28 protein-coding genes are annotated in these 24,842 nt (G+C 70.7%); 10 read left to right on the forward strand and 18 right to left on the reverse strand.

The annotated features are described in order from the left end of the window. Positions 1-42: 42 nt before the first annotated feature. The 8 genes from J3S20_RS08715 to phoB all read left to right on the forward strand — a co-directional run bounded on the left by J3S20_RS08715 (position 43) and on the right by phoB (position 6,324). The gene (locus J3S20_RS08715) at positions 43-384 is read left to right on the forward strand and encodes an STAS domain-containing protein (RefSeq protein ID WP_216836053.1); all 342 of its coding nucleotides are present in this window, start codon (positions 43-45) and stop codon (positions 382-384) included. Beyond that, on the forward strand, positions 381-809 hold the full coding sequence (locus J3S20_RS08720; RefSeq protein WP_216836054.1) for an ATP-binding protein: 429 nt from the start codon (positions 381-383) through the stop codon (positions 807-809). The genes J3S20_RS08715 and J3S20_RS08720 overlap by 4 nt, the downstream gene beginning before the upstream one ends. A 150-nt stretch (positions 810-959) precedes the next feature. Beyond that, positions 960-2,021, forward strand: a complete 1,062-nt coding sequence (pstS, locus tag J3S20_RS08725; protein WP_343215185.1) for a phosphate ABC transporter substrate-binding protein PstS — start codon at positions 960-962, stop codon at positions 2,019-2,021. A gap of 103 nt (positions 2,022-2,124) precedes the next feature. After that, positions 2,125-3,099 (forward strand): phosphate ABC transporter permease subunit PstC, encoded by a 975-nt coding sequence (gene pstC, locus J3S20_RS08730; RefSeq protein ID WP_216836413.1) that lies wholly within the window; start codon positions 2,125-2,127, stop codon positions 3,097-3,099. Between the two features lie 3 nt (positions 3,100-3,102). Next, positions 3,103-4,005 (forward strand): phosphate ABC transporter permease PstA, encoded by a 903-nt coding sequence (gene pstA, locus J3S20_RS08735; protein ID WP_216836055.1) that lies wholly within the window; start codon positions 3,103-3,105, stop codon positions 4,003-4,005. Between the two features lie 70 nt (positions 4,006-4,075). Further along, positions 4,076-4,861 (forward strand): phosphate ABC transporter ATP-binding protein PstB, encoded by a 786-nt coding sequence (gene pstB / locus J3S20_RS08740; protein ID WP_216836414.1) that lies wholly within the window; start codon positions 4,076-4,078, stop codon positions 4,859-4,861. 17 nt (positions 4,862-4,878) lie between these two features. Beyond that, positions 4,879-5,598, forward strand: coding sequence for a phosphate signaling complex protein PhoU (gene phoU / locus J3S20_RS08745; protein ID WP_216836415.1), 720 nt, complete (start codon positions 4,879-4,881; stop codon positions 5,596-5,598). Positions 5,599-5,610: 12 nt separating this feature from the next. Continuing rightward, positions 5,611-6,324 (forward strand): phosphate regulon transcriptional regulator PhoB, encoded by a 714-nt coding sequence (phoB, locus tag J3S20_RS08750; protein ID WP_216836056.1) that lies wholly within the window; start codon positions 5,611-5,613, stop codon positions 6,322-6,324. 9 nt (positions 6,325-6,333) lie between these two features. Here the strand turns inward: phoB and J3S20_RS08755 are convergent, their stop codons facing one another. The 5 genes from J3S20_RS08755 to J3S20_RS30800 are packed head-to-tail and all read right to left on the reverse strand — an operon-like array spanning position 6,334 to position 10,456. Next, the gene (locus J3S20_RS08755) at positions 6,334-8,058 is read right to left on the reverse strand and encodes an ABC transporter ATP-binding protein/permease (protein WP_216836057.1); all 1,725 of its coding nucleotides are present in this window, start codon (positions 8,056-8,058) and stop codon (positions 6,334-6,336) included. 24 nt (positions 8,059-8,082) lie between these two features. Continuing rightward, complete coding sequence (locus J3S20_RS08760) at positions 8,083-8,529, reverse strand: DUF1499 domain-containing protein (RefSeq protein WP_216836058.1); 447 nt, start codon at positions 8,527-8,529, stop codon at positions 8,083-8,085. After that, positions 8,526-8,798: a DUF3253 domain-containing protein gene (locus tag J3S20_RS08765; protein ID WP_216836059.1), complete on the reverse strand. Its 273-nt coding sequence runs from the start codon at positions 8,796-8,798 to the stop codon at positions 8,526-8,528. The genes J3S20_RS08760 and J3S20_RS08765 overlap by 4 nt, the downstream gene beginning before the upstream one ends. A 54-nt stretch (positions 8,799-8,852) precedes the next feature. Next, complete coding sequence (locus J3S20_RS08770) at positions 8,853-9,467, reverse strand: pyridoxamine 5'-phosphate oxidase family protein (RefSeq protein WP_216836060.1); 615 nt, start codon at positions 9,465-9,467, stop codon at positions 8,853-8,855. Further along, a complete protein-coding gene (locus tag J3S20_RS30800) occupies positions 9,464-10,456 on the reverse strand; it encodes an NAD(P)/FAD-dependent oxidoreductase (protein WP_216836061.1) in 993 nt (330 codons plus the stop codon). The genes J3S20_RS08770 and J3S20_RS30800 overlap by 4 nt, the downstream gene beginning before the upstream one ends. Before the next feature lie 208 nt (positions 10,457-10,664). Here J3S20_RS30800 and J3S20_RS08780 point away from each other — a divergent pair, with 208 nt between their 5' ends. Then, positions 10,665-11,030, forward strand: a complete 366-nt coding sequence (locus J3S20_RS08780) for a response regulator (protein WP_281419463.1) — start codon at positions 10,665-10,667, stop codon at positions 11,028-11,030. 1 nt (position 11,031) lies between these two features. Here J3S20_RS08780 and pcaG read toward each other — a convergent pair whose 3' ends face one another. From pcaG to mepA, 13 genes are all read right to left on the reverse strand, one after another. Next, positions 11,032-11,592 (reverse strand): protocatechuate 3,4-dioxygenase subunit alpha, encoded by a 561-nt coding sequence (pcaG, locus tag J3S20_RS08785; protein WP_216836063.1) that lies wholly within the window; start codon positions 11,590-11,592, stop codon positions 11,032-11,034. Beyond that, positions 11,589-12,296 carry a protocatechuate 3,4-dioxygenase subunit beta gene (pcaH, locus tag J3S20_RS08790; protein ID WP_216836064.1) on the reverse strand — a complete coding sequence of 236 codons (708 nt, stop codon included), beginning with the start codon at positions 12,294-12,296 and terminating at the stop codon, positions 11,589-11,591. The genes pcaG and pcaH overlap by 4 nt, the downstream gene beginning before the upstream one ends. A 3-nt stretch (positions 12,297-12,299) precedes the next feature. Further along, positions 12,300-13,457 carry a bifunctional 3-oxoadipate enol-lactonase/4-carboxymuconolactone decarboxylase PcaDC gene (pcaDC, locus tag J3S20_RS31375; RefSeq protein WP_216836065.1) on the reverse strand — a complete coding sequence of 386 codons (1,158 nt, stop codon included), beginning with the start codon at positions 13,455-13,457 and terminating at the stop codon, positions 12,300-12,302. 136 nt (positions 13,458-13,593) lie between these two features. Further along, complete coding sequence (pcaF, locus tag J3S20_RS08800; RefSeq protein ID WP_216836066.1) at positions 13,594-14,802, reverse strand: 3-oxoadipyl-CoA thiolase; 1,209 nt, start codon at positions 14,800-14,802, stop codon at positions 13,594-13,596. Positions 14,803-14,876: 74 nt separating this feature from the next. Next, positions 14,877-16,199 carry a TRAP transporter large permease gene (locus J3S20_RS08805; RefSeq protein WP_216836067.1) on the reverse strand — a complete coding sequence of 441 codons (1,323 nt, stop codon included), beginning with the start codon at positions 16,197-16,199 and terminating at the stop codon, positions 14,877-14,879. Continuing rightward, positions 16,199-16,711 (reverse strand): TRAP transporter small permease, encoded by a 513-nt coding sequence (locus tag J3S20_RS08810; protein ID WP_216836068.1) that lies wholly within the window; start codon positions 16,709-16,711, stop codon positions 16,199-16,201. The genes J3S20_RS08805 and J3S20_RS08810 overlap by 1 nt, the downstream gene beginning before the upstream one ends. A 45-nt stretch (positions 16,712-16,756) precedes the next feature. Continuing rightward, positions 16,757-17,800 (reverse strand): TRAP transporter substrate-binding protein, encoded by a 1,044-nt coding sequence (locus J3S20_RS08815; RefSeq protein WP_216836069.1) that lies wholly within the window; start codon positions 17,798-17,800, stop codon positions 16,757-16,759. Positions 17,801-17,880: 80 nt separating this feature from the next. After that, positions 17,881-18,489, reverse strand: a complete 609-nt coding sequence (locus tag J3S20_RS08820; protein WP_216836070.1) for a 2-dehydro-3-deoxy-6-phosphogalactonate aldolase — start codon at positions 18,487-18,489, stop codon at positions 17,881-17,883. Next, a complete protein-coding gene (locus J3S20_RS08825; protein ID WP_216836071.1) occupies positions 18,480-19,355 on the reverse strand; it encodes a 2-dehydro-3-deoxygalactonokinase in 876 nt (291 codons plus the stop codon). Before J3S20_RS08825 ends, J3S20_RS08820 begins: the two co-directional genes overlap by 10 nt. 73 nt (positions 19,356-19,428) lie before the next feature. Continuing rightward, a complete protein-coding gene (locus J3S20_RS08830; RefSeq protein ID WP_216836072.1) occupies positions 19,429-20,769 on the reverse strand; it encodes a hydrolase in 1,341 nt (446 codons plus the stop codon). 46 nt (positions 20,770-20,815) lie between these two features. Further along, positions 20,816-21,730: an ABC transporter permease gene (locus tag J3S20_RS08835; RefSeq protein WP_216836073.1), complete on the reverse strand. Its 915-nt coding sequence runs from the start codon at positions 21,728-21,730 to the stop codon at positions 20,816-20,818. Continuing rightward, the gene (locus J3S20_RS08840) at positions 21,720-22,529 is read right to left on the reverse strand and encodes an ABC transporter ATP-binding protein (protein WP_216836074.1); all 810 of its coding nucleotides are present in this window, start codon (positions 22,527-22,529) and stop codon (positions 21,720-21,722) included. The genes J3S20_RS08835 and J3S20_RS08840 overlap by 11 nt, the downstream gene beginning before the upstream one ends. 160 nt (positions 22,530-22,689) lie before the next feature. Next, complete coding sequence (gene mepA / locus J3S20_RS08845) at positions 22,690-23,574, reverse strand: penicillin-insensitive murein endopeptidase (protein WP_246602517.1); 885 nt, start codon at positions 23,572-23,574, stop codon at positions 22,690-22,692. A gap of 178 nt (positions 23,575-23,752) precedes the next feature. Between mepA and galE the strand changes: the two genes are divergently transcribed. After that, positions 23,753-24,754, forward strand: a complete 1,002-nt coding sequence (gene galE / locus J3S20_RS08850; protein WP_216836075.1) for a UDP-glucose 4-epimerase GalE — start codon at positions 23,753-23,755, stop codon at positions 24,752-24,754. The last annotated feature ends 88 nt before the right edge of the window (positions 24,755-24,842 follow it).

Consider the following 24,842-nt stretch of genomic DNA (forward strand, 5'->3'; position numbering starts at 1 on the left):
CGACGGTCTAGACAACCGCGCCTCGTTTCACGGAGACCGTCAGTGCGCTTCGAAGTGGTTGAGATCAGCCCCACCGCCAATAAGGTGCTTTTGGTGGGGCGGCTGGATGCCACCACGGTGGGGCAGGTGGAAACGCCCTTCACCGCCGCCATCGCCGCCTCCGGCCGCAATGCGGTGCTGGACCTGACGGGGCTGGAATTCCTCTCCTCGCTCGGCATCCGCCTGCTGCTCTCCTCCGCCCGGGTGGTGTCGCGGCGCGGCGGGGTGGTGGTGCTCTACGGCGCCCAGCCCATGGTGGCGGAGGTGCTGCAGGCCATGGCGCTGGACCAGGTGCTGCCCCTGGTCGCCACGGAAGCGGAGGCCCTGGCCCGCCTGCCCGGATGACCCTTCGCCTGGAGGTGCCGATCTCACTGGCCGGGCTGGAAGCCGCGCAGGATGCGGCGGAGGCCTGGGCCGAGGGGCAGGGGGTGCCGCCCGCTTTGGTGCTGCGGCTGCGCCTGGTGGTGGAGGAGCTGGTCGCCAACTTGGTGGAGCACGCCGCCTGGCCGGGCCTGCCGCAGGGCGAGGCGCCGCCGCCCGCGCGCCTCGAAGCCGGTTTCGAATCGGGCAGGCTGCGCCTAGTGCTGTTCGATGCCGCGCGTCCCTTCGACCCGATTACGGCGCCCGAGGCCGCCGCCCCCTCGCTGGACGATGACCGCGTGGGCGGGCTGGGCCTGGCCCTGGTGCGGCGGATGAGCCGGGACCTGGCCTATGCTCCCGGCCAGGATGGATGGAACCGGACCTCCCTGTTCATCAGCGAAACCCATTAGCGACCCGACAACACGCAAGGGTTGTGGAGGGCGTTGTCATCGAAGCTTCATCGAACTGCAATCGTGCTTACGCCAGAGCCGCCTAGAAGGCGCCCCGACGGCGCCGCCCTCTATCCGCGGGCCGTCCGAACAGCACCGGAGAGAGACACAGTGAACAGGCGCACCCTTCTGCTCGGCACCGGCGCGGCCTTCGGAGCCGGGATGCTGAACGCCCGCGGCGCGATGGCCCAGTCGGCGACGATCACCGGCGCCGGCGCCACCTTCCCCCGGCCGGTCTATGAGCGCTGGGGCAATGCTGCCCGGCAGCCGACCGGCATCCAGCTGAACTACCAGTCCATCGGCTCGGGCGGTGGCATCAACCAGATCACCAACCGCACGGTGGATTTCGGCGCCACCGACGCGCCGCGCACCGTGGAGCAGCTGCGTGAGGGCAACCTGATGCAGTTCCCGACCGTCATGGGCTCGATCGTGCTGATCGTGAACCTGCCGGGCGTGGCCGATCGCCAGCTTCGCCTGACGCCGGAAGTGATCGCGGACATCTTCTTCGGCCGCCTGACGCGCTGGAACGACAGCCGCATCACCGAGCTGAACCGCAACCTGCGCATCCCGGGCCTGCCGATTTCCGTGGCCTATCGCGCCGATGCCTCCGGCACCACCTGGGGCTTCACCAACTATCTGGCGCGCGTGTCCTCCGCCTGGAAGGACGGCCCGGGCGCCGGCACCTCCATCCAGTGGCCGGCCGGCCAGGGCGCCCGCGGCAATGAAGGCGTCTCCAACGCCGTGCGCAACACCCCGGGCGCCATCGGCTATGCCGAGAATGCCTATGCGGTGGTGAACCGTCTGGTGACGACGCAGATCCGCAACAAGGCCGGCAATTTCGTCGAGCCGGTGCAGGCCACCTTCGTCGCCGCCGCCGATGCCGCCGACTGGTCGGTGCCGAACATGGCGCCGGATACGCTGGACCTGCCGGGCGCCAATGCCTGGCCGATGACGGTCGGCACCTATATCCTGCTGCCGACCAACCCGGCGGCCGATAAGGTCGAGGCGAGCCGCAACACGATGAAGTTCTTCGACTGGTGCTTCAAGAACGGCGACCAGATCGCCGGCCAGCTGGAATACATCCCGCTGCCGGAAAGCGTGACGAACGTGATCCGCCGCAACTGGGCCAGCATGGTCAAGACGCCCTCGGGCGAGGCCATCTGGACCGCCTGAGGCCTGGCTGCGTGAACCACACCCCGGGCGCCCTGCGCCCGGGGATTTCGCCTGACCTGAACGCCCGAACCGAACTCCTGACCAGGACCCTGCCGTGAGCGACATGACGATGGGCGCGCGGGCCGCGCCGAAGCCAATCGGTCGGGGACGCGGGGTCGATATCGGGGATCTTCTGTTCGAATGGATGTGCCGCGGCGCGGGCATCCTGGTCCTGCTGCTGCTGGGCGGCATCATCGTCACGCTGTTCATCGGCGCGCTGCCGGCTTTCCGCGAATTCGGCCTGGGCTTCCTGACCAGCACGGACTGGAACCCGGTGGAGGGGCGGGAGAATTACGGCGGCGCCGTCGCCATCTTCGGCACCGTCGCCTCCGCCATCCTGGCCATCGTCTTCTCCGTCCCCGTGGCCTTCGGCATCGCCTTCTTCCTGACCGAGCTGGCGCCCGAGTGGCTGCGCCGCCCGGTGGGCACGGCGATCGAGCTGCTGGCCGCCGTGCCCTCCATCATCTACGGCATGTGGGGCCTGTTCGTGGTGGTGCCCTTCGTGCAGATGCACATCCAGCTGGCGCTCGGCGACTACCTCACCGCCATCCCGCTGCTGGGCTTCCTGTTCGAAAGCCGCTTCTTCGCCGGCACCTCGCTGTTCACCGCGGCCATCGTGCTGGCCATCATGATCCTGCCCTTCATCGCGGCCACCATGCGCGACGTCTTCCTGCAGGTGCCGCCGGTCTACAAGGAAAGCGCCTATGGCCTGGGCGCCACGCGGTGGGAGGTCGTGAAGGGCGTGGTGCTGCCCTATACGCGCATCTCCGTCGTCGGCGGCATCATGCTGGGGCTGGGCCGTGCGCTGGGCGAGACCATGGCGGTGACCTTCGTCATCGGCAACGCGAACCGCATGCCGCAGAGCCTTTTCGACCCCTCCACCACCATCGCCTCCATCGTTGCCATGGAGTTCCCCGAGAGCCTGATGGGCAGCCTGAAGCAGTCGGCGCTGTTTGCGCTGGGCTTTTTGCTCTTCGTCATCTCCTTCCTGGTGCTGGCGGCCTCGCGCTACCTGCTCCGCTCCCGGCTGAAGGCCTGATCCATGAGCAGCACGACCTTCCAGCCGGAGACGCGCGGCGTGGTCCGCCGCAGCCCGGCGCTCGCCTCGCGCCGCAAGATGGTGGACCTGACGGTCAAGTGGCTGTGCATGGCCGCCACGCTGATCGGCCTGTTCTTCCTGGCCTCCATCATGCTGACGCTGCTCTGGCGCGGCCTGGTGGCGCTGGACTGGACGGTGCTGACCGAGGAATTCCGCCCGACGCGCTATGGCGACGACACCGCGCCCAAGGGCGGGCTGGTGCATGCCATCATCGGCAGCCTGATCCAGACCGCCATCGGCACCGCCATCGGCACGCCGATCGGCCTGCTGGTGGGCACCTACCTGTCCGAATATGCGCGGGGCTCGGTGCTGGGCAATGTGCTGCGCTTCGTCTCCGACGTGCTGCTCTCCGCGCCCTCCATCCTGATCGGCCTGTTCATCTACCAGCTGGTGGTGCTGCCCATGGGCGGCTTCTCCGGCATTGCCGGCGCGCTGGCACTGGCCATCATCGTCATCCCCGTGGTGGTCCGCACCACGGAGGACATGCTGCAGCTGATCCCGAATACGCTGCGCGAGGCGGTGATCGGGCTCGGCGCGCCGAAGTGGAAGATGATCACGCTGGTCTGCTACAAGGCCGCAGCGTCCGGCATCCTTACCGGCATCCTGCTGGCGGTGGCGCGCATCGCCGGAGAGACGGCGCCGCTGCTGCTGACCAGCTTCGGCAACAATGTCACCAGCTTCGACCTGACCCGCGCCATGGCCAGCCTGCCGATCGCCATCTACCAGCAGGCCAATTCCGGCTTCCCCGACCTGATCCAGATCGCGTGGTCCGGCGCGCTGCTCATCACGCTGGGCGTGCTTGCCATCAACATCATTGCCCGCGCCGTGCTGCGCGGGCGCAACTGAGCCAGGAAGGGAAGGCCCGATGGGCTCGACGACCGAACAGACCGCCGCCAGCGCCCCCGGCTTCGGCGGCATGCAGGCCCGCTCCGCCGAGGCGCTGAACGCGCAGGCGCGCATCTCCGTCCGCAACCTCGATTTCTACTACGGCACCAACAAGGCGCTGAAGGGCATCAACCTCGACCTGCCGGACCGGCAGGTGACGGGCATGATCGGCCCCTCCGGCTGCGGCAAGTCCACGCTGCTGCGTGTGCTGAACCGGATGTACAGCCTGTACCCGGGCCAGCGCGCGGAAGGCGAGGTGCTGATGGACGGGCGCAACATGATCGACGCCTCGGTCGATCTGAACGAGCTGCGCGCCAAGGTCGGCATGGTCTTCCAGAAGCCCACGCCTTTCCCGATGACGATCTACGACAACATCGCCTTCGGCATCAAACTGCACGAGAAGCTGCCGAAGTCCGAGATGGACGACCGGGTGGAATGGGCGCTGACGCGCGCGGCCATCTGGACCGAGGTGAAGGACCGGCTGCAATCCTCCGCCATGGGCCTGTCGGGCGGCCAGCAGCAGCGGCTGTGCATCGCGCGCTCCATCGCCGTGCGGCCGGAGGTGATGTTGTTCGACGAGCCGACCAGCGCGCTGGACCCGATCAGCACGCTGAAGATCGAGGAGCTGATCGACGAGCTGAAGCGCGACTTCACCATCTGCATCGTCACCCACAACATGCAGCAGGCCGCACGCTGCGCCGACCAGGTGGCCTTCTTCTACCTCGGCGAGCTGGTCGAGGTGGCGCCCGCCGCGCAGCTCTTCACCGCGCCGCGCGAGAAGCGCACGCAGGAATACATCACGGGCCGGTTCGGCTGAGGAGCAGGCAGATGCCCATGGAAACCCAGTCCGACCACATCGTGCGGTCCTACGACGAGCAGCTGCGCCGCGTGCGCGACATGCTCGCCCGCATGGGCGGCCTGGCGGAGCGCCAGGTGAATGACGCGACCGTGGCGCTGGTGCGTCGGGACGCCGCGCTGGCGGCGGAGGTGATCGGCCGCGACGCCGCGCTGGACCAGCTGGAGCGCGAGATCGAAGCCTTCTGCATCCGCATCCTGGCCACCCGCCAGCCCATGGCGATCGACCTGCGCTTCATCGTGGCCGCCATGAAGGTGGCGCACAACCTGGAGCGCATCGGCGACTATGCCCGCAATGCCGCCAAGCGCAGCATCGTGGTGGGGCAGCAGCCGATCCTCGGCAGCCTGAACGGCTTTTCCCGCATGGCGCGCCTGGTGCAGGAAAACCTGAAGGCCGCGATCGACGCGCTGGTGAACGACGATGCCGAGGCCGCGGCGCGGGTCTGGGGCAATGATGAGCCGGTGGACGATGTCTACAACGGCATCTTCCGCGAGATGCTGACCTTCATGATGGAGGACCCGCGCAACATCACCGCGGCCACGCATCTGCTCTTCATCGCCAAGAACCTGGAACGCATCGGCGACCATGCGACCAACATCGCCGAGACGGTGCATTACGCCGTGCGCGGCGACAGCCTGCCGGATGAGCGGCCCAAGGCGGACAGCTCCGCCTATGCCGTGGTCCGGCCGCCCGAGTAAGGGAACGCCCCCATGCCCGAAGCCATCGGCAGCCTCGCCAAACCCACCATCCTGGTGGTGGAGGACGAGGCCCCCCTGCTGACGCTGCTGCGCTACAACCTGGAGAAGCAGGGTTTCCGCGTCGAGGAAGCGACCGATGGCCAGGAGGCGCTGATGCGCGTGGCCGAGGGCAAGCCCGACCTGATCCTGCTCGACTGGATGCTGCCGGCGCTCTCAGGCCTCGAGGTCTGCCGGCAGATCCGCCGGCGGCCCAATACCCGCGACCTGCCCATTATCATGGTCACCGCCCGCACGGAGGACCAGGACGCGGTGCGTGCACTGGATACCGGGGCGGACGACTATATCTCGAAGCCCTTCGTCATGGACGCACTGCTGGCGCGAATCCGCGCCCTGCTGCGGCGGTCGGGCGCCGTGCCGGTGAAGGGGCGGCTGAGCTACCGCGACCTGGTGATGGACCAGGACGCGCATCGCGTGACGCGCGGCAGCCGGTCGCTGCACCTGGGCCCCACCGAATACCGGCTGCTGGAATTCTTCCTGCAGCATCCGGGCCGCGTCTTCACCCGCGAACAGCTGCTGGATGCCGTCTGGGGCCGCGACATCCATGTGGAGCCGCGCACGGTGGACGTGCATATCCGCCGCCTGCGCAAGGCGGTGAACGGCGACAACGAGGCGGATATCATCCGCACCGTCCGCTCCGCCGGCTACGCGCTGGACGTCGAGGAGTAGGCGTCCGGCTCACGCCTCCCGCAGCGCGCCCTCCGCGACACGCAACTGCCGCCCGTGGAAGGCGGCGACGGCCGGGCGGTGGGCGATGGACAGCACGCCGGCGCCCGGCAGCCGTTCCGAGACCAGCCGGTACAGCGCAGCCTCCGCCGCCGGGTCCAGGCTGGCGGTGGCCTCGTCCAGGAACAGGAAGTCGGGCTTGGCCAGCAGGGCGCGCGCGAAGGCCAGGCGCTGCTGCTCGCCGCCTGACAGGCGCCGGTCCCAGGCATCCTCCAGATCCAGCCGGTCCTGCAGATGGCCGAGGCCCACGGCCTCCAACGCCTCCCGCACCGCGGCATCCGGCACCAGGGCGGCGTCCAGCGGGTAGCAGACGGCGCGGCGCAGGCTGCCCAGCGGCAGGTAGGGGCGCTGCGGCAGGAACAGCGCGCGGGCGCCATCCGGCACATGCACCTGGCCATGGCCGAAGGGCCAGATGCCGGCGATGGCGCGGAACAGCGTGGACTTGCCGCTGCCGGAGGCGCCGGAGATCAGCACCGCCTCGCCCTTCTCCAGTCGCAGCGTGGCATCGCGCAGCAGCACGCGGCCATCCGGCAGGCTCAGCGTGGCGCCGGTGAGCGTCACGGCCGCATCCCCGCCCGGCACCGGCCGCGGGCCGCTGGCGCTGGCGCGGGCCGCGGCGATGGCCCGGCGGAAACCGGTCAGCCGTTCCACCGTGGCGCGCCATTCGGTCAGGCGTGCGTAGTTCTCGACGAACCAGGACAGGGCGCCCTGCACCTGGCCGAAAGCGCTGCTGGTCTGGATCAGCCCGCCGAGCGGGATGGTCCCGGCGAAATAGGCCGGCGCCGCCACCACGATGGGGAAGATGCTGGCCACCTGGGTAAAGCCGGCGGTGAAGAAGGTGAGCCGCTTGGTGGCGGTCATGATGGCCCACCAGTTCTCGGTCAGCGCCTGGAAGCGGGTCAGCAGGCCGCGCTTCTCGTCCGCCTCGCCATTATGCAGCGCGATGCCCTCGACATTGTCGCGCAGCCGCACCAGGGCGTAGCGGAAATCGGCCTCTACCCGCTGTTGCAGGAAGTTCAGCCGGATCAGCGGCCGGCCGATGAGATGGGCGAGCCAGGTGCCCAGCGCGGAATAGATCAGCGCCACCCAGACCATGTAGCCGGGAATCGAGACGCCGAAGACCTCGAGCGGGCCGGAGAGCGACCAGAGCACGAAGACGAAGGAGAACAGCGTCACCAGGCTCGACATCAGGCCGAGGCCCAGCGTCAGCGTATCGTCGACGAAAAGCCGCAGGTCATCGGCCACGCGCTGGTCGGGATTGTCGGTGGCGGGGTCGGTCAGCGCGATGCGGTAATAGGCGCGGTCGGCCAGCCAGTTGTCCAGGTAGTCGCGCGTCAGCCAGCGGCGCCAGCGGATCTGCAGCGCCTGCTGCAGGTACAGCGCATAGACCGCGATCAGGATATAGGCCACGGCGAGGACGGAGAAGCCGGGGAACCAGGTGCCCGCGGCTTCCCCGCCAAGGAAGATCAGCGACCAGAAGGCGCCGGCATCCTTCGCCTCTAGCGCATTGTAGAAGGCGCGCTGCCAATAGGTCAGCAGCACCGTCATGCCGACCAGCGACAGGTTCAGCACCACCACCGCCGCCAGCAACAGCCGGGCCCGGCCCCTTTCCTCGCTGGTCCAGTAGGGGCGCGTCAGCGCCCAGGCATCGCGGAGGAAGGGGCCGATGCGGCGCATGCGAAGATATCCATGGGCAAGGTGTCAGGCTGTGCGCAGCGCCTCATCCAGCCTGGCGCGCCAGGCGCGGAGTCGGCGCAGGTTCACGCCGAAGTCGTAATAGCCGAGCAGGCTGCGCGAATACAGGAAGACGCCGGACCCGCCCACCAGCGGCACCACCTGGCCCTGCACCAGGTCCGGGAAATTGCCGAGGCGCGACCGCACCACCCATTGCACCTGCCGCCGGTCCGGCCATTCCGCCACCTTCCAGCAACGCTCCACCGGCTCCCCCAGCATGCGCAGCGCGGCCCAGGCGGCTTCCGCGGAAACGGGCAGCAGCGGCAGGCCGATATGCTTCTGGCTGGTCGTGCCGGGCGGGGCGAGGAGCGCGGCATTGGGCGAGGCGGGCAGCACCAGCCGGGTGAAGTCCAGCGGCTCCGCCGCCGGAAGCCCGGCCGCGCCACGGCCGCGCAGCAGCGCCGCGGCGCTCATGCCGCACCGCCGTCGCGCGGGGCGCGCAGGCGGATGACACCGCGGATCTCGGTCTCCGTTCCCACCGGCTTGCCCTTGCGCAGCACCTCCAGCTGCCCGGCGCGGGCCAGGCGGATGGCGGCGGCGCGGATCGGGCCCATCAGCCGGCGCCAGGCTTCCTCCTCCGGCGCCAGGGCGCGGGCCACTTCGCTGGGGCAGATGCTTTTGGCCGGGCCGCGCAGGGCGGTCTGGCGGAGGATTTCGGCGGTGATCGCTTCGGGGGAGGTCATGGCTGCCTTGCTAGAGCATTTTGCAGCCGGGCGGAAAGACGGCCGCGGCGGCGGTCATGGCACCAGCCAGCCGGCGGCGGGCGGCTGCCCCTCCGGCCAGGTGAACAGCGCCCGCCGATGCCCGGCCGCGGCCAGGTGCAGCCATTCCAGACGGACCACCTGCAGTCGCAGCACGCAGAAATTGGGCCAGCCTGCCGCGCTGTCGGTCGGCGCCGGCGGTGGGGCGGGGCACGGGGTGCCGGGGGCGGGTTCGATCGCGTAGCAGCGGCGGCTGAAGTCATGGCTGCCGGCCCAGGCGGCCTCCGCCACCGCATCGGCCCGGTGCAGCGTCACGCGCCCGGCCAGGCGCAGCTGGATGGCGGCCGCGGGGTCGTAGAAATGCAGCGCGGCGCGCGGATCGGAGGCCAGCTCCGCCACCTTGCCGGCGCGGCTGTCGCTGTGCAGGCGCAGGCGGCGCGCCCCCGCCTCGAAGCCGCGCAGCACCACGGATCGCGCGGCGGGGAAGCCATCCGCGCCCGCCGTCGCCAGGGTCGGCGTATGGAAGGCATAGCGCCGATCCGCCACGCCGCGGGCGAGCAGCGCGAAGGCCTCGGCAAGGGTCGCCTGGAGGTCCGGCGCCCCCCTTAGCGCCTCCGGCGTCCCCCTAAGCGCCTCCGGCGTGGGGCTCATGCGCTCCGGATCGCGTCGACCAGGGCGGCGGCGCTGTCCACCGCGGCCTCCGCCCGCGCGCCGATACACCAGTCCCCGGCGGCGCCGAGGCCGAGCGTCGCATCCCAGAGGCAGGGCGCGCCCAGCGGCGCCTCCACCAGCGCATGGCGCCAGCGATGCGCGGCGCTGAAGAAGGGCGGGGGCGGCGGCGTGCCTTGGCCCTGCAGCGCGGCAAGCTGCAGGAAAGCCTCCAGCAGCCTGTCCCCGGCCTGCTGCGGCGTCAGCTCCAGATGCTCCCGCGACCATTCGGGCCCGCCCTGCACCACCCACAATTCCAGGCTGGCATCGCGGCCGGGCTTCGAACTGTCGCGCGCCGCCCAGCCGATGGGGCCGTTATCCAGCCGCAGGGTATCGGGCAGGTTCAGCCGTTCCGGGAAGGCAAGCATCAGCGACCAGCAGGGCTCGAAGCGCACCGCCTGCAGCACGCCGGCCAGGTGCGGCGCCGGGTCCTGCAGCAGCGCCTGGGCCTGCGGCGCGGGCACCGCCAGCAGGACGGCATCGAAGGGGCCCTCCACCTCCGGCTTCTGGGTGGGCAAGGGACGGTCGGGGCGCACCAGCCGGGCGTCGAGGTGGTGCAGGTACCAGGCGCGCGGCGCGCCGGTGATGGCCGTCACATGGCGCACCAGGTCGATATCCAGCCCCTCCGCCAGCGCCCGCGGTACGGAGGACATGCGCGGCACGCCGACCATGCGGCCCGCATCGGGCCATTCCTGCGCCCGCGCCGCATCCAGCACCGCGGCGAAGGGGGCGCCATGGGCGGTCAGGTACTGCGCGCCATGGTCGAAGTTCAGCACATGCCCCTCGGCCTCCACCCGCCGCGTGGCCATGCGACCGCCGGGGCCGCGGCCCTTGTCGAAGAGCCGGACGCGCACGTCATAGGCGGCCAGGGTTTTGGCGCAGGCGAGACCGGCGAGGCCGGCCCCCACGATGGCGATGTCTTTCGGAGGCATGAATCCCTGTATGGCGTGGCCTGCGCTCAAGGCAAGTGTCTTGTGCAGTGCGGTATCCAGCAAGCGTGATTGGAGGCGATCCGGGCCGCAAGCGCGGCGCGGCTGCCACGCTGCCAAGCTTTTGCCATAAATCACGCAGACGTGGCGGATCGGAGACAACCGTTCCACGCCGCTCTGTGCTTACGCTTCCTGGCTGGAGGATCCTGGCATGGAGGCGGGGCCGCTGACGCTTTTACTGGTTGAAGACGACGCATTGGTCCGCATGACCCTGGTCGAGGGTCTGACCGATGCCGGCTATACGGTGCTGGAGGCCGAGGATGCGGAGGCGGCGCTGGGCCTGCTCGCGCGTCGGCCCGACATCGACGTGCTGATGACGGACATCAACCTGCCGGGTGCGGATGGCTTCGACCTGTCGCATGCGGCGCGACAGCTGCGGCCGCATCTGCCGGTGGTCTATGCCTCCGGCCGCTTTCGCGCGGCGGAGCCGGGGCGCGGCCTGCCCGGCGCGCCCTTCCTGGCCAAGCCCTTCACCGTGGCCCGCGCGGCCGAGACGATCGGCGCGCTGCTGCGGTAGCTCAGATCTCCAGGAAGACCGTCTCGCCCTCGCCCTGCAGGCGGATATCCAGGCGCCAGGCGCCGGCACCGGCGGGCTGGGCGACCAGCGTGCCGCGCCGGCCTTCCTCGACCAGGTTCAGCACGGGGTCGGCGGCGTTCAGTGCCTCGCCCGCGAAATAGGCGCGGGTGGTGACGTGCTTCATCAGACCGCGTGCGAAGATGGTCAGCAGGATATGCGGCGCCTGGGTCGCATTGCCGAGGCCGGGCACCGGGCCGGGCTTCAGCGTGGCGAATCGGAAGACGCCGTCCTGGTCCGTGGCGCAGCGGCCGAAGCCATGGAAGCCGCCGTCGTAGCGGCCATCCGGCCCGGCCTGCCAGATCTCCACCAGCGCATCGACGCAGGGCGCGCCATCCCCATCGGTGATGCGGCCGGTGAGGGTGATGCGCTCGCCCTGCGCGCCCGCATTCGGCCCGCCGGCACGCAGCAGGTCCGCCCATTCCGGGAAGTCGATCATGTGCCAGTAGGGGCCGGCGGTCTGGCTCGCGGTGGCCGGTGTGAAAGTGGCGGGGGTAGGGGTCATGGCGCTGACTCGAAGGGGGTAGCGGCCGGGCCGCGCAGCACGATGTCGAAGCGGTAGCCCAGCGCCCATTCGGGCTTCGTGATATCGAGGTCGAAGGTCGAGACCAGCCGGTTGCGCGCGGCTTCGTCCGCCGTGCAGTTGAACACCGGGTCCAGCGGCAGCAGCGGGTCGCCCGGAAAATACATCTGGGTGATCATGCGCTGCGCGAAGCCCGCCCCATGCAGGCCGAAATGGATATGGATCGGCCGCCAGGCATTGGCGTGGTTGCGCCAGGGATAGGCGCCGGGCTTGATGCTGACGAAGCTGTAACGGCCCTCCGCATCGGTGAACAACCGCGCGCGGCCTTCGAAGTTGGGGTCGAGCGGCGCGTCATGCTGGTCGCGCGGATGGTGGTAGCGGCCGGAGGAATTGGCCTGCCAGACCTCCACCATGGCACCCCGCAGCGGGCGGCCATCCTCATCCGTCACGCGGCCGGCGACGATGATGCGCTCCCCCATCGCGGCGCGGCCATTGACCTGCGACATGTCGACCTGCGGCGGGTAGAAGGCGGGGTCGAAGCGCGGCGCGCTGGTCTCGGTCAGGGTATGCGGCACCGTGACCAGCTTCTGCTTCGGATGGCGCTTATGCGTGCTGCCATAGGCCGGCGCGTCATAGGGCGGCTGCGTCGCCGGGTCCGGCCGGCGGAAGGGGATGGGGTCGGGCATGCCTCAGGCTTCCTCCGGCGCCGCGCCTTCCTGCAGCACGGCCTTGGCGATCTTAAGCGCGGCATTGGCCGCAGGCACGCCCGCATAGGCGCCGACCTGCAACAAAACCTCGCTGATCTCGGCCTGCGTCACACCTGTCGCGCGCGTGGCGCGCAGATGCAGCGCCAGCTCCTCGTGCCGGGCGAGCGCCGCCATCATGGCGATGCAGAGCAGGCTGCGCGTGTGGCGCGTCAGGCCGGGGCGGGTCCAGATCCCGCCCCAGACGCTCTGGGTGATCCAGTCCTGGAAGGGGGCATCGAGCGCCGTGACGCCAGCGGCCGCGCGATCGACATGCGCATCGCCCAGCACGGCGCGCCGCACCGCTTCCCCGGCCTCGGCGCCGGCAGCGGGGGCCAGGCTCGCAAAGTGGTCCTTCAACACGGCGGTGGCTGCATCGGCGAATTCCAGCGTGGGCAGATGGCCGCCGCCGAGGATTTCCACGTAGCGGCTGCCGGGCACTGCCGCTTGCACCGCCCGCGCCATCTCGGGCGGGGTCGCCACATCCTGCGTGCCGACGGCAACCGTGGTGGGGCAGGTGATGCGCCCGGCCACCTGTTCGGCCCGCGCATCGCGCAGCGCGGCGGCGGAGCCCGCATAGCCGCGGCGGTCCGTGCGCAGCAGCATCTGCCGCAGCCCCTGGGAGGAGGGGAGGGAGGTATCCACCACCCAGCGCGGCATGACCACATCCACCAGCGCCTGGGTGCCGATGGCGCGCACCGCCTCGATCCGGTCCTGCCAGGCCTGCGGCGGAAGGAAGTCCAGCGCCGTGTCCATCAGCACCAGGGACAGCACGCGGGAAGGCGCCATGGCCGCCATGGCCAGCGCGATGCGCCCGCCGATCGACAGGCCGAAGACATGCGCCCGGGCGATGCCCAGCGCATCCAGCAGCGCCAGCGCATCCGCCGCATGCAGTTCCATGGAATAGTCGCCATCGGTGACGCCCGAATGGCCATGGCCGCGCATATCCATGCGGATGACGCGGTGGCTGCGCGACAAGGCCGCGGCCTGCGGCGCGAAGATATGCATGGAGGTGCCGATGGAATGCAGCATCAGCAGCGGCGGGGCCCCTTCAGGTCCCTCCACCGCGACATGCGCGACGATGTCCCCCAGCTGCAGAAACATTCTGGCTCCCCGGCCGATCAGGTTAATTCGTATCACCTGATCGCGGGGAGCGGGAAGCCGGCCGCGCGATCGCGACGTGCCAGGATGCACGATTCAAGGCGCTTTTTGCGCCTTCCCCTATCGCCGGCCTGAAAGGTCAGACGCGCTCCAGCACCATGGCGATGCCCTGGCCGACGCCGATGCACATGGTCACCAGCGCATAGCGCTCGCCGCGATTGTGCAGCTCCTGCACCGCGGTCTGCACCAGCCGGGCGCCGGACATGCCGAGCGGATGGCCCAGCGCGATGGCGCCGCCATTCGGGTTCACATGCGCCGCATCGTCCGGCAGGCCGAGGTCGCGGGTGACGGCCAGCGCCTGGGCGGCGAAGGCCTCGTTCAGCTCGATCACCGCCATGTCCGACAGGCTGAGACCCGCCTTGGCCAGCACGCGCTTCACCGCGGGCGCCGGGCCGAAGCCCATGATCCGCGGCGCGACGCCGGCGGTGGCCGCGGCGACCACGCGGGCACGCGGCGTCAGCCCATGCTTGCGGGCGGCGGCCTCGCTGGCCACCAGGATGGCGCAGGCGCCGTCATTGACGCCGGAGGCATTGCCGGCGGTGACACTGCCGCCTTCCTTGCGAAAGGGCGTGCCGAGCTTGGCCAGCGCCTCCATCGTCGTGTCCGGGCGCAGATGCTCGTCCTGGTCGACGATGATGGGGTCGCCCTTGCGGCGGGCGATGCTGACCGGGACGATTTCCTGCGCGAAGCGGCCGGAGGATTGCGCCTTGGCGGCGCGCTGCTGGGAGCGCAGGGCGAAGGCGTCCTGGTCCTGGCGGGAGACCTGGAAATCCTGCGCCACGTTCTCCGCCGTCTCCGGCATGGAATCGATGCCGAAGCCCGCCTTCATCTTCGGGTTCACGAAGCGCCAGCCGATGGTGGTGTCGTAGATCTCGGCGGTGCGGCCGAAGGCCTCGGCGGACTTGCCCATGACGAAGGGGGCGCGGGTCATGCTCTCCACGCCGCCGGCCAGCATCAGATCGGCCTCGCCGGCCTTGATGGCGCGTGCGGCGATGCCGACGGCATCCATGCCGGAGCCGCAGAGGCGGTTCACGGTGGAGCCGGGGATCGATTCGGGCAGGCCGGCCAGCAGGGCGGACATGCGCGCCACATTGCGATTGTCCTCGCCCGCCTGGTTGGCGCAGCCGAAGATCACATCTTCCACCGCCGCCCAGTCGAGGTTCGGGTTGCGGGCCATCAGCGCCTTGATGGGCACAGCGCCGAGGTCGTCCGGGCGGACATCCTTCAGCGCGCCGGCATAGCGGCCGATGGGGGTGCGGGCGGCGTCGCAGATGAAGGCATCGGCCATGGTCGGGTTCCTCTATGCGTTGCCCGTGTCGTGCCGCCGAAGGATGACGGCGTCAACCGCCCCCCCCGCCTGGCTCAGCTCAGCGCGGTGACAAGCCATAGGCTGAGCGCCGGGAAGGCCACCAGCAGTCCGAGGCGGACCAGGTCCATCGCCAGGAAGGGCAGGACACCGCGATAGATGCGCGCCATCGGCACGTCCTTCGCCAGGCCGGAGACGACGAAGACATTCAGCCCGATCGGCGGCGCGGTCAGCCCGATGCCCACCACCACCAGCACCAGGATGCCGAACCAGATCGCCGTCTCCTCCGTCGTCAGGCCGAAATCCAGCGCGGTGATGACGGGGAAGAAGACCGGCAGGGTCAGCAGCATCATCGCCAGCTCGTCCATCACCGCGCCGAGCACGATGTAGGCGAGCAGCAGGATGCCGAGCACCACATAGGGCGGATAGTCCTGCTCGGAGATCCACAGCCCCAGCAGGTCCGGCGCCTGGCTCAGCGCCAGGAAGGCATTGAAGACCTCCGCGCCGAGCAGGATCGCAAAGATCATCGCCGTGGTCTCGGCGGTGGCGAAGAGACTTTCCCGAATTTGGCGCGGGCTCAGCGTGCCGCGCAGCACGCCGACCGCGAGCGTGCCGATGCAGCCGATGGCGGCGCTTTCGGTGGGGGTGAAGACGCCGCCATAGATGCCGCCCACCACCACCACTGCGATCAGCAGCACCGGGATGACATTGAGGAAGGCGGTGCGGCGCTCCGCCGGGCTGGGCGGTTCGGCGGGCGGGCCGAGGGCCGGGTTGCGGCGGACGATCAGCGCGATGGCCAGGATATAGAGCGCGACGGCGAGCAGGCCCGGGATCAGCGCCGCCATGAACAGCTTGGCGATGTTCTGCTCCGTGCTGATCGCATAGATCACCAGGATGACGCTGGGCGGGATCAGGATGCCGAGCGTGCCGCCCACCGCGATGGTGCCGGTGGCAAAGCCCGGATCGTAGCCGTAGCGGCGCAGCTCCGGCAGGGCGGCGCGGGCGAAGGTGGCTGTGGTGGCGACGGAGCTGCCGCAGACCGCGCCGAAGCAGCCGCAGGCGCCGATTACCCCCATCGCCATGCCGCCCGGCTTGCGGCCGATCAGCGCATTCGCCGCGGCGAACAAGTCCCGCGCCAGGCCGCCGCGTTCCGCCAGCGCGCCCATCAGGATGAACAGCGGAATGACCGAGAGCGTGTAGTTGGCGAACAGATGGTAGGGCGTGGTCTTCAGGTAGTTGCCCAGCGCCGTCCAGTCCAGGATGTGGACATAGCCGCCCATGCCCACCAGCAGCATGGCCAGGCCCACCGGCGCGCGCAGCGCGATCAGCGCCAGCAGCACGCCGAAGCCGGTCAGCGCCAGGGCGAATTCCGGCGCCATCAGAAACGCCCCCGCAGGAAGCGCAGCGCCCAGACCAGGGCGGCCACGCCCGTCATGGCGAAGGCCAGCGCGCCGATGGCGACGGCCCACCAATAGGGCAGCGCCAGCAGGCCGATGGTGCGCATGCCGTTGTTCAGCGTCTCGATGGCGCCGAGGCTCATGCGCTCCGCCAGCCACAGCGTGACCGCCGCCCAGACCAGCATCCAGAAGCCATCCACCACCCCGGCGACGCGGCGCGGCAGCCAGGTGGAGAAGGTGTCGACCAGGATATTGGCGCGCATCAGCGTGCCATAGGCCAGGAAGCCGAAGACGCCGACGCCGCTGGCGATGGAGACCATCTCGAAATCGCCGCGGATCGGCTGGCTGGTGGCCCAGCGCAGCAACACGCTGATGGTGGTGATCAGCGCCGCCACCAGCAGCGCGATGCCGCCGAGGAAGGCCAGCGCCCGCGCCGCGATGCCGATGGCGCCGCCCGGCGGCTGCCCCCAATCGGGGGTGGCTTCATCCCGCATCCGCCGGCGCTCCTATCAATCGGGCGCGCCGGCCCGTCGTTGCGATCAGGCGGCGTGCTTGGCGATCAGGCGGCGGGCATCGGCCAGCAGGGCCGCGCCATCAAAGCCGCGCTCGCGGGACCCGGCGACCCAGCTTTCGACCACCGGGCGCGTCGTCTCGATCCAGCGCTGCTTCTCCTCGGCCGAGAGCTGCACGATGGTGTTCTGGCGCCGGCGCTCCACCTGGGCGCGGACGATCGGGCCCTGCTCGTCCCAGGGCTTGGCCGCCATCTCCGCCGCCGCCATGCCGGAATTGGCATCCAGCACGGCCCGCAGCTCGGCCGGCATCGCGGCATACTTCGCCTTGTTCATCGCCAGAATGAAGGTGGCGGTATAGAGCGTGGGGGTGCCCGGGATCTCGGTATGGTGCGTCACCAGCTCCTGCAGCCGGATCGAGGGCACGACCTCCCACGGCACCACGGCGCCGTCGATAACGCGCTGGGAGACGGCCTCCGGCACCTGCGGCACGGGCATGCCGATGGGTGCGGCGCCGAGGGCGCGCAGCGCTTCGCCCGCCTGGCGGGTCGGGAAGCGCAGCTTCAGGCCGCGCATATCCTCCAGCCTGGTGACGGAGCGGTTGGAATGGATGACGCCGCCATCATGCGCCCAGATGACGATGGGATGCACATCGGCGAATTCCTCGCGCAGATGGGTCTGTGCGAATTCCTGGCAGGCCAGCGCATTCGGCCGGGCGCGCGCATCGGCGACGAAGGGAAGTTCGAAGACCTCGACGCGGGGGAAGCGGCCGGGGGTATTGCCGGGCAGCGTCCAGACGATGTCCACAACGCCATCCCGCGCCTGGTCGAAAAGCTGCGGCGGCGCACCGCCCAGCTGCATGGACGGGAAGACCTGCACCCGCAGCTTGCCCTGGGATTCCTCCTGGATCTTCTGCGCCCAGGGCATCAGAAAGTGGCGGTGCACATTGGAGACGGCGGGCAGGAAGTGGTGCAGCCGCAGCGTCAGCTCCTGCGCCCTGGCGCTGCGAACCAGCGCTGGCGCAGCAAGCGCCGCGGCACCGAGCAGGACGAAATCGCGGCGATGCCAGTTCATGGACAACAGACCCCCCTGTGCCACCCGTTCCGCGACCTTCGCGCCGGATGCTTGGCCGCAATCATGCCTTTCCTGCCGCTTTAGGCAAGGCGAAGCTTCGCCGCCTTGGCGGCGACCGCGGCGGCATCGTCGCCCGGGCGATAGATGGCGCTGCCGATGCCGAAGCCGGCCGCACCCGCTGCGCGCCAGGCGGGGATGTTACCCGCGTCGATGCCGCCCACCGGCAGCACCCGCGTGCCCGCCGGCAGCACCGCCAGCAGCGCCTTCAGCATGGCCGGCGACCCGGCCTCCGCCGGGAACAGCTTCAGGCCATCGGCGCCCGCCTTGAGCAGGGCGAAGGCCTCGCCCGGGGTGAAGAAGCCGGGGATGCAGATCATGCCCTCGGCCTTGGCGGCGCGCACCACGGCGGGGTCCGCATGCGGCGTCACGATCAGCCTTCCGCCGACGGCGGCGATGCGGGCGCAGTCGGCCGGATCCGTCACCGTGCCGGCGCCGATCAGCGCATCCTCGCCGAAGCGGGCGGACAGGATGCGGATGCTTTCCAGCGGCTCCGGCGAATTCAGCGGCACCTCCAGCACGCCGAGCCCGGCGCCGACCAGCGCCTCTCCGATGCCCACCGCCTCCTCCGGCCGCAGGCCGCGCAGGATGGCGACCAGGGGGCAGGCCGCGAGCCAGTCCTTCAAACCCATTGCAGGCTCCTGCCGATATGCCGCAGCCCGGCTGCGACGAGGTCCGGATCGTGCCGGGTCACCGCGATGCCGTTCTGCGCCAGCGCCGCCGCATAAAGCGCGCTGAGGCTGGCGGCACCGGCCAGATGCACCTGCGCCACGCCCTGGGCGGCGGCCGCGATCTCGTGCCCGATCAGCAGGCCGGACAGGAAACTGCGCGTTTCCGCCTGCGCCAGCCGGCCCATCAGATGCAGGGTGCGGGCGCCGAACAGATGGTGCAGCAGCCCGCCGGGCTGGCGGGCGCGCTCCACGCCGCGGGCGAAGGCCTCCGGCACGTCCGGACCCTCCACGCTGGTGCGCGCCAGGATGGTGTGCTGCGACAGCGCGGCGAAGGTTTCGCCGGTCATGTGGGTGGTGAAGCCGGTGACGCGGCCGCCCTCCAGCCGGGCCCATTTGCTGTGGGTGCCGGGCAGGCAGGCGAGGCCGCTGCCGATGGTCTCGGCCAGGGCCACCAGCTTGGTCTCCTCGCCGCGCATGACGTCCGGGATGCCGGAGCCGTCTTCCGTGGTCAGGCCGGGGATGAGGCGTAGCTCGGCGCCTTCGAAGGGGATGGGGGTGGTGGCGGCGGCGATCTCGGCCGGGCCGGCGGGGCAGCGCAGATAGGGGGCCTCGACCCAGCCCTGGCGGCTGCCGACCATGCCGCAGAGCAGCACTTTGGTCTCGCCCTCGACCAGCCAGGGGCCGATGGCTTCGCGCAGCGCGGCGGGGAAGCCGCCCTCGGGCACGGTCAGGATGCCGCCCGGCCGGTCGATGCGTGCTTCCGGCGCGCCGGCCGCACCGATGCGGTAGGCGCGCAGGCTCGTGGTGCCCCAATCGACGCCGATCATGCCTGGTTCCGTATTCCGTCCCGGGCAGGGGGATGCGCCGCGCGGCGGGCGGGCGCAAGCCCCCCCGGAATGGTCAGAAGGTCAGCTCGGCCACGCTGATGCGGCCCTCGGCGGCCGGCCAGGCGCGGGCCACCACGCGTTCCTCGTTGCAGATTCCGACCACGGCGCGGCCGGCTTCGCCAGCGGGCAGGCGGAGGGTGGCGGTGGCGGTCACGGCCACGCCCGGCCGCAGCTCCGGCGGCTGGCGGCCGTCCAGCAGCACGATGTCGCGGGGGATGCCGAAATAGCCGCGCGGGCGCTGCAGCAGCAGGACGCAGCCGGAAGCCTCGCGCTCCGCCGGCGTCAGGGCGCGGGCGGGGCGGAGATGCACCACATCCGAGCTGCGCGGGAAGGGGCCGCGGTAGAAATGCGTGGTGGTATGGCCGGGGGCGGCGACGACGATCTCCAGCGTCCAGTCCGGTGCCACCGTCACCGGGCCCCAGGCGCCGTCCGCGCCGGTGGTGCGGCGGTGCAGTGCCTCGCCGATGCGGGCGCCGGTGGCGGGGTCGGTGCGGAAGACCTCGACCTCGGCCGCGGCGAGCGGGCGGTTGGTGGGGGCAGGGCGGGTTTGCGTCACCAGGCCGGAGAGCACGGGGCGTGCCTCGGGCAGGGGGGCGATCCGTTCCGGTTCGCGGCCCGCGATGAAGCGGAACTGTTCGCGAAAAGCGCGCCAGTGATAGGCGACCTCGCGATGGTCCAGCGCGCCGAGCACCAGGTTGGTGGCGCCGCGCAGCTCAGGCCCGTCCACATCCGTGCCTGTCGGGCGGTCCGGCGTCGCGGACCAGATGGCGCGCGGCTGGGCATAGACGTCGTTCCATGCGCTGCGCAGCGTCAGGAAGGCGGTTCCGGGGACCACGTCGCTGGGGCCGGCATTCAGCCGGGACAGGAAGGGGCCGGTGCTGTTGAATTCGCGGTTGCGGATCTCGGGCCAGTCATAGACGCCGCGATTGGGCGTGCCGCAGAGGATGGCGTGGGAGACCTGATCGGACCCGCCCTGGTGCACAACGAAGTCGCGGATCGGGTTGCCGCCGCGGGAATTGCCGATCAGGGCGACGCGGGCCGCGCCGGTGCGGGCGCGCAGCGCGGCCACGGCCTCCGCCACCCGCTGCGTTTGCTCCGCGCTGCCGCTGCGGCCGGGTTGCGGCACCGTGTCGTCGTCGCGGGCCAGCGGGTCCGGCAGGTTCAGCGCCAGCAGGCGGTCGCGCGCGAAGCCATTGGATGCGAAGCGCCAGAGGGTGGTGAGCCACAGCGCGGCGTGGTCGCCATTGCCATGCACGAAGACAATGGGCGGCGCCTCCGCCGCCTGGGACCGGGCCAGGCGGGGCATTGCGAGAAGGGCGGCGGAGGCCAGCAGGCCACGGCGAGGGAGGTGCATGCGGCAAGCCTGCCCGCCCCGAATGAGGCGGGCAAGCGGCCGAACATCACACCCCCGGGACGCTGACCTGCTGCTGGTCGTTCTGGCCGCGCATCGCCCAGCCCGTGGTGCGGTTCTCGATGGCGACCGCCGCCACATACATCGCCACGCCCATCACCGCGGTCACGATCAGCCCGGCGAAGACCAGCGGCACGTCGAAGCGGCTGCTCGCCAGGATCATCAGATGGCCGATGCCTTTGTTGGCGGCCACCGTCTCCGCAATGATGGAACCGACGAAGGCCACCGTGATGGCGATCTTCAGCGAGGCGAAGAAATAGGGCATCGCGCGCGGCAGGCCGACCTTGCGGATGATGTCGGAGGGTTTTGCCCCCAGCGCCCGCAGCACATCGCGGAGTTCGGGTTCAACGGTCGCAATGCCAGTCGCGACGTTCACCACAATTGGAAAAAAACTGATCATGAAGGCGGTGATCACGGCGGGCACCGTGCCGATGCCGAACCAGATCACCAGGATCGGCACCACCGCCACCTTGGGCACGGAGTTGAAGCCGATCAGAAGCGGGTACAGCCCATGATAGAGCAGGGAGGAGCTGCCGATGGCGACGCCCAGCAGCAGCCCGAAGATCACGGCCAGGAAGAAGCCGATCAGCGTGGTCATCAGCGTCTGCCAGCTATTGTCCAGCAGCGGCACCCACCACTTGATCATGCTCTCCGCGATGGCGGTCGGCGCCGGCAGCACGAATTGCTGCACATTGAAGGCGCGCACGCCGGCTTCCCAGATCACGAACATGCCGATGATGACGAGCCAGGGCAGCCAGGCCTGCAGCCGCCGGCGGCGGCGCTGCGCCAGCGCCATGGCCTGCAGCCGGCGCAGCGCCTCGGGCGACATGGTGGCATCCGCCGGCGCCTTGGCGGCGGTGCCAGGGGCGGGGGCTGTGGCGGTCAGCGCGGCATCACTGGCCATGGACGACCTCCTCGCCCTTGCGGGCGGCACTGATGTGTTCGCGTAGATCATGCACCAGGGAGACGAATTCAGGCTTGTAGGTTGTCTCCAGCGTGCGCGGCCGCGGCAGGTCCACGATTCGCTCGGCGATGATCCGTCCGGGGCGGGACGACATGACCAGCACGCGGTCGGCCAGGTAGGCGGCCTCCCGCAGGTCATGCGTCACCAGGATCACGGTGGGCTTGCGGGCCATCCACACCCCCTGCAGCACCGCCCAGAGATCTTCGCGCGTGAAGATGTCGAGTGCCGCGAAGGGCTCGTCCAGCATCAGCAGCGCGGGTTCGTGGATCAGCGCGCGGCAGAGGCTGGCGCGCTGCTGCATGCCGCCCGACAGCTCATGCGGGAATTTCTTGTCGAAGCCGCCGAGGCCGACCAGCTTCAGCAGGTCCTGCGCGCGCGCCTCGTACATGGCGCGTTGGCTGCGCAGCTGGCGGCGATGCGGCTCCACCACCTCCAGCGGCAGCATCACGTTGTCGATGATGTTGCGCCAGGGCAGCAGGGTCGGGTTCTGGAAGGCCATGCCGGCGATGGAGAGCGGGCCGTCCACCTCCTGCCCCGCGACCAGAAGCGTGCCGGCGGTGGCGGGCCAGAGGCCGGTGACCAGCTTCATCAGCGTCGACTTGCCGCAGCCGGAGGGGCCGACCACGGCGATGAACTCCCCCTTGCCGACGGACAGCGTGGCGTTCTGCAAGGCCAGCGTGCCTTCCACGCCGCCATACCGCATGGCGACGCCGCTGATCTCGACGAAAGGTCGCTCCATCAGAATTCCCCGGCCCTTCCCTGGCGCGACGGGTCGCGCACGGTCCTGTGTGCGACAGGCGGAGGGGCCGGCGCAAGACGCGGACCGGCCCGCAAGCCGCGCTTCGGCCAGGGAATGGGCGTTTTTTGGCGCGCGCTTGGGCAGGCTGCCCAAGCGGAGGTCACTGGGCGGCCAGCACCGCGCTGCAGGCCAGGGGCAGTCGGGGCGGCGGGCCGGGCGGTCCGGGCGGGCGCGGCCGGGGATTTCGGGCCTCGTCCGAGAACCACCAGTCGAGGCTGGCGTCGCAGCCATCGCCGGGCGGTGGCGGCGCGATGTCGCGGCATTCCGGGCTATCGGCCGGGCAGCGCAGGCGCAGATGCATATGGCTGTCATGCCCCCGCCAGGGCCGCACGCGCCGCAGCCAGGGGGCGCCGGCATGGTCGGCGCAGAGGCGGCGCTTGATGGCGGGGTTCACCAGCAGCCGATCCAGCCCCGGCGCCTCCGCCGCGATTCGGATGAGGGTCGCGTGGCGGGCGGTCCAGCGGGCGGGGTCCACATCCTCCCCATCCGCGCGGACCAGGGAGGGGATGGTCAGCTCCTCCCGCATCGCCGCCGGCACGCGGGGTTTGGGGCGCAGGTCGAGCCAGATGTCGGCATCCAGCCCGGTCTGGTGGCTGGCATGGCCCCAGGGCATCGGCCCGCCGCGCGGCTGCGACAGGTCGCCGATCCAGAGGTCCGGCAGCCCCGCCGCCCGCGCCCGGCCCGCCACATGCGCCACCAGGGCGAGCGTTGCCGGATGGCCCCAATGGCGGTTGCGGGAAGTGCGGATGGCCTGCCAGCCCGGCCCATCCGGCGCCAGCGCCTGGCCGCCGGCCAGGCAGCCGAGGCCGGTGCCGCCGATGGCGCGCGGCGGACCCAGGGTGGGACGGGGCAGGGCGGCCCAATCCGCCGCGCGTGCCGGCGGGCCGGCCAACGGGCCGGGTTGCGCGGCGGCCGGCGCCACCGGCAGCGGCGCCAGCAGGCAGGCGGCCATCGCGGCGGGGCGGAGGAGGCGGAACAGGGTCATGTCCGGCTGATTAGGCGCCGCATCGCCGCCGCTCAACAAGCCTCCGCTCCCGCTCAACCCATCGCGATCAGCGCGCCGGCCGCCGCGATTTCTGACACATTTCGAGGCAAGACTGCGTTTCAGGCCGCAGGGGCCCGTCCGCCGGTGGGGCGGTGCCGGCGGAGCGGGAGCAGGGATCTTGGGTCGTTATCTGGTGACCGGGGGCGCCGGCTATGTCGGCAGCCACACCGTGCTGGCGCTGCGCGATCGCGGCGACGAGGTTGTGGTGCTCGATGACCTCTCGAAGGGGCATCGGGCCGCGGTGCCGGCCGGGGTGCGGCTGGTGGAGGGGCGCTGCGAGGACAAGCGCGCCTTGGCCGAGGCCTTCGGCGGCGGGCGCTTCGACGCGGTGCTGCATTTCGCCGCGCTGTCCCTGGTGGGCGACAGCATGCGCGACCCGCTGCGCTACATGTCGGAAAACCTCTCGGTGCTGGCCGCCGTCACCAAGGCCGCCGTGCAGCACGACTGCCGCCGCCTGGTCATGTCCTCCACCGCCGCGCTCTTCGGCTTCCCCGAGCGCATCCCGATTGACGAGGAGCAGCGCCTGGGCCCCGTCTCGCCCTATGGCGAGAGCAAGCTGATGTGCGAGCGGGCGCTGGACTGGGCGGAGAAGATCCACGGCCTGCGCTTCGCCTCGCTGCGCTACTTCAACGCCGCCGGCGCCGACCCGGCAGGCCGCGCCGGGGAGGATCATGACCCGGAGACGCATCTGGTGCCGCTGGCGATCGATGCCGCGCTCGGCCTTCGGCCGCCGCTGATGGTCTTCGGCACGGACTACCTGACGCCAGACGGCACAGGGGTGCGCGACTATGTGCATGTGACCGACCTGGCGGATGCGCATCTGCGCGTGCTGCCGCTGCTGGAGGAGCGGTCGGTGCGCTACAACCTGGGCAATGGCACCGGCTATTCGGTGCGCGAGGTGATCGACACGGTGCAGCGCGTCGGCGGCCGCCCGGTGCCGCATGCGCTGGGCCCGCGGCGGGAGGGGGATCCTGCGGTGCTGGTCGCCTCCTCCGCCAGGCTGCGGGCGGAGACCGGCTGGTCGCCGCGTTTCCCGAAGCTGGAGGATATCGTCCGCACCGCCTGGGACTGGCGGCTGGCGCACCCGCAGGGCTATGCGGGGGCGCGGCGAGCGGCCTGACCAGCCCGCAAAGAGCAGTGTGACGATCTTCTGGCCGGTGCCGGCTCGGCGACGGCAATCCGTGCGGCGTGCCGCTCCTAAACCGGTC

Origin of the sequence: Falsiroseomonas tokyonensis (assembly GCF_019024325.1) — a bacterium.
Taxonomy (GTDB): domain Bacteria; phylum Pseudomonadota; class Alphaproteobacteria; order Acetobacterales; family Acetobacteraceae; genus Falsiroseomonas; species Falsiroseomonas tokyonensis.

Bases quoted from the DNA above. Each gene is read 5' to 3' on its own strand.
- J3S20_RS30800 (WP_216836061.1), bottom strand. From the start codon at position 10,456: ATGCCTCCGAAAGACATCGCCATCGTGGGGGCCGGCCTCGCCGGTCTC.
- J3S20_RS08835 (WP_216836073.1), bottom strand. From the start codon at position 21,730: ATGGCCAGTGATGCCGCGCTGACCGCCACAGCCCCCGCCCCTGGCACC.
- pcaH (WP_216836064.1), bottom strand. From the start codon at position 12,296: ATGCCCGACCCCATCCCCTTCCGCCGGCCGGACCCGGCGACGCAGCCG.
- J3S20_RS08830 (WP_216836072.1), bottom strand. From the start codon at position 20,769: ATGCACCTCCCTCGCCGTGGCCTGCTGGCCTCCGCCGCCCTTCTCGCA.
- pstA (WP_216836055.1), top strand. From the start codon at position 3,103: ATGAGCAGCACGACCTTCCAGCCGGAGACGCGCGGCGTGGTCCGCCGC.
- mepA (WP_246602517.1), bottom strand. From the start codon at position 23,574: ATGACCCTGTTCCGCCTCCTCCGCCCCGCCGCGATGGCCGCCTGCCTG.
- phoB (WP_216836056.1), top strand. From the start codon at position 5,611: ATGCCCGAAGCCATCGGCAGCCTCGCCAAACCCACCATCCTGGTGGTG.
- pstC (WP_216836413.1), top strand. From the start codon at position 2,125: ATGACGATGGGCGCGCGGGCCGCGCCGAAGCCAATCGGTCGGGGACGC.
- J3S20_RS08825 (WP_216836071.1), bottom strand. From the start codon at position 19,355: ATGATCGGCGTCGATTGGGGCACCACGAGCCTGCGCGCCTACCGCATC.
- J3S20_RS08840 (WP_216836074.1), bottom strand. From the start codon at position 22,529: ATGGAGCGACCTTTCGTCGAGATCAGCGGCGTCGCCATGCGGTATGGC.
- J3S20_RS08755 (WP_216836057.1), bottom strand. From the start codon at position 8,058: ATGCGCCGCATCGGCCCCTTCCTCCGCGATGCCTGGGCGCTGACGCGC.
- phoU (WP_216836415.1), top strand. From the start codon at position 4,879: ATGGAAACCCAGTCCGACCACATCGTGCGGTCCTACGACGAGCAGCTG.
- J3S20_RS08820 (WP_216836070.1), bottom strand. From the start codon at position 18,489: ATGGGTTTGAAGGACTGGCTCGCGGCCTGCCCCCTGGTCGCCATCCTG.
- pcaDC (WP_216836065.1), bottom strand. From the start codon at position 13,457: ATGTTTCTGCAGCTGGGGGACATCGTCGCGCATGTCGCGGTGGAGGGA.
- pcaG (WP_216836063.1), bottom strand. From the start codon at position 11,592: ATGACCCCTACCCCCGCCACTTTCACACCGGCCACCGCGAGCCAGACC.
- J3S20_RS08810 (WP_216836068.1), bottom strand. From the start codon at position 16,711: ATGCGGGATGAAGCCACCCCCGATTGGGGGCAGCCGCCGGGCGGCGCC.
- J3S20_RS08815 (WP_216836069.1), bottom strand. From the start codon at position 17,800: ATGAACTGGCATCGCCGCGATTTCGTCCTGCTCGGTGCCGCGGCGCTT.
- J3S20_RS08805 (WP_216836067.1), bottom strand. From the start codon at position 16,199: ATGGCGCCGGAATTCGCCCTGGCGCTGACCGGCTTCGGCGTGCTGCTG.
- J3S20_RS08780 (WP_281419463.1), top strand. From the start codon at position 10,665: ATGGAGGCGGGGCCGCTGACGCTTTTACTGGTTGAAGACGACGCATTG.
- J3S20_RS08720 (WP_216836054.1), top strand. From the start codon at position 381: ATGACCCTTCGCCTGGAGGTGCCGATCTCACTGGCCGGGCTGGAAGCC.
- J3S20_RS08770 (WP_216836060.1), bottom strand. From the start codon at position 9,467: ATGAGCCCCACGCCGGAGGCGCTTAGGGGGACGCCGGAGGCGCTAAGG.
- J3S20_RS08760 (WP_216836058.1), bottom strand. From the start codon at position 8,529: ATGAGCGCCGCGGCGCTGCTGCGCGGCCGTGGCGCGGCCGGGCTTCCG.
- pcaF (WP_216836066.1), bottom strand. From the start codon at position 14,802: ATGGCCGATGCCTTCATCTGCGACGCCGCCCGCACCCCCATCGGCCGC.
- J3S20_RS08765 (WP_216836059.1), bottom strand. From the start codon at position 8,798: ATGACCTCCCCCGAAGCGATCACCGCCGAAATCCTCCGCCAGACCGCC.
- pstB (WP_216836414.1), top strand. From the start codon at position 4,076: ATGCAGGCCCGCTCCGCCGAGGCGCTGAACGCGCAGGCGCGCATCTCC.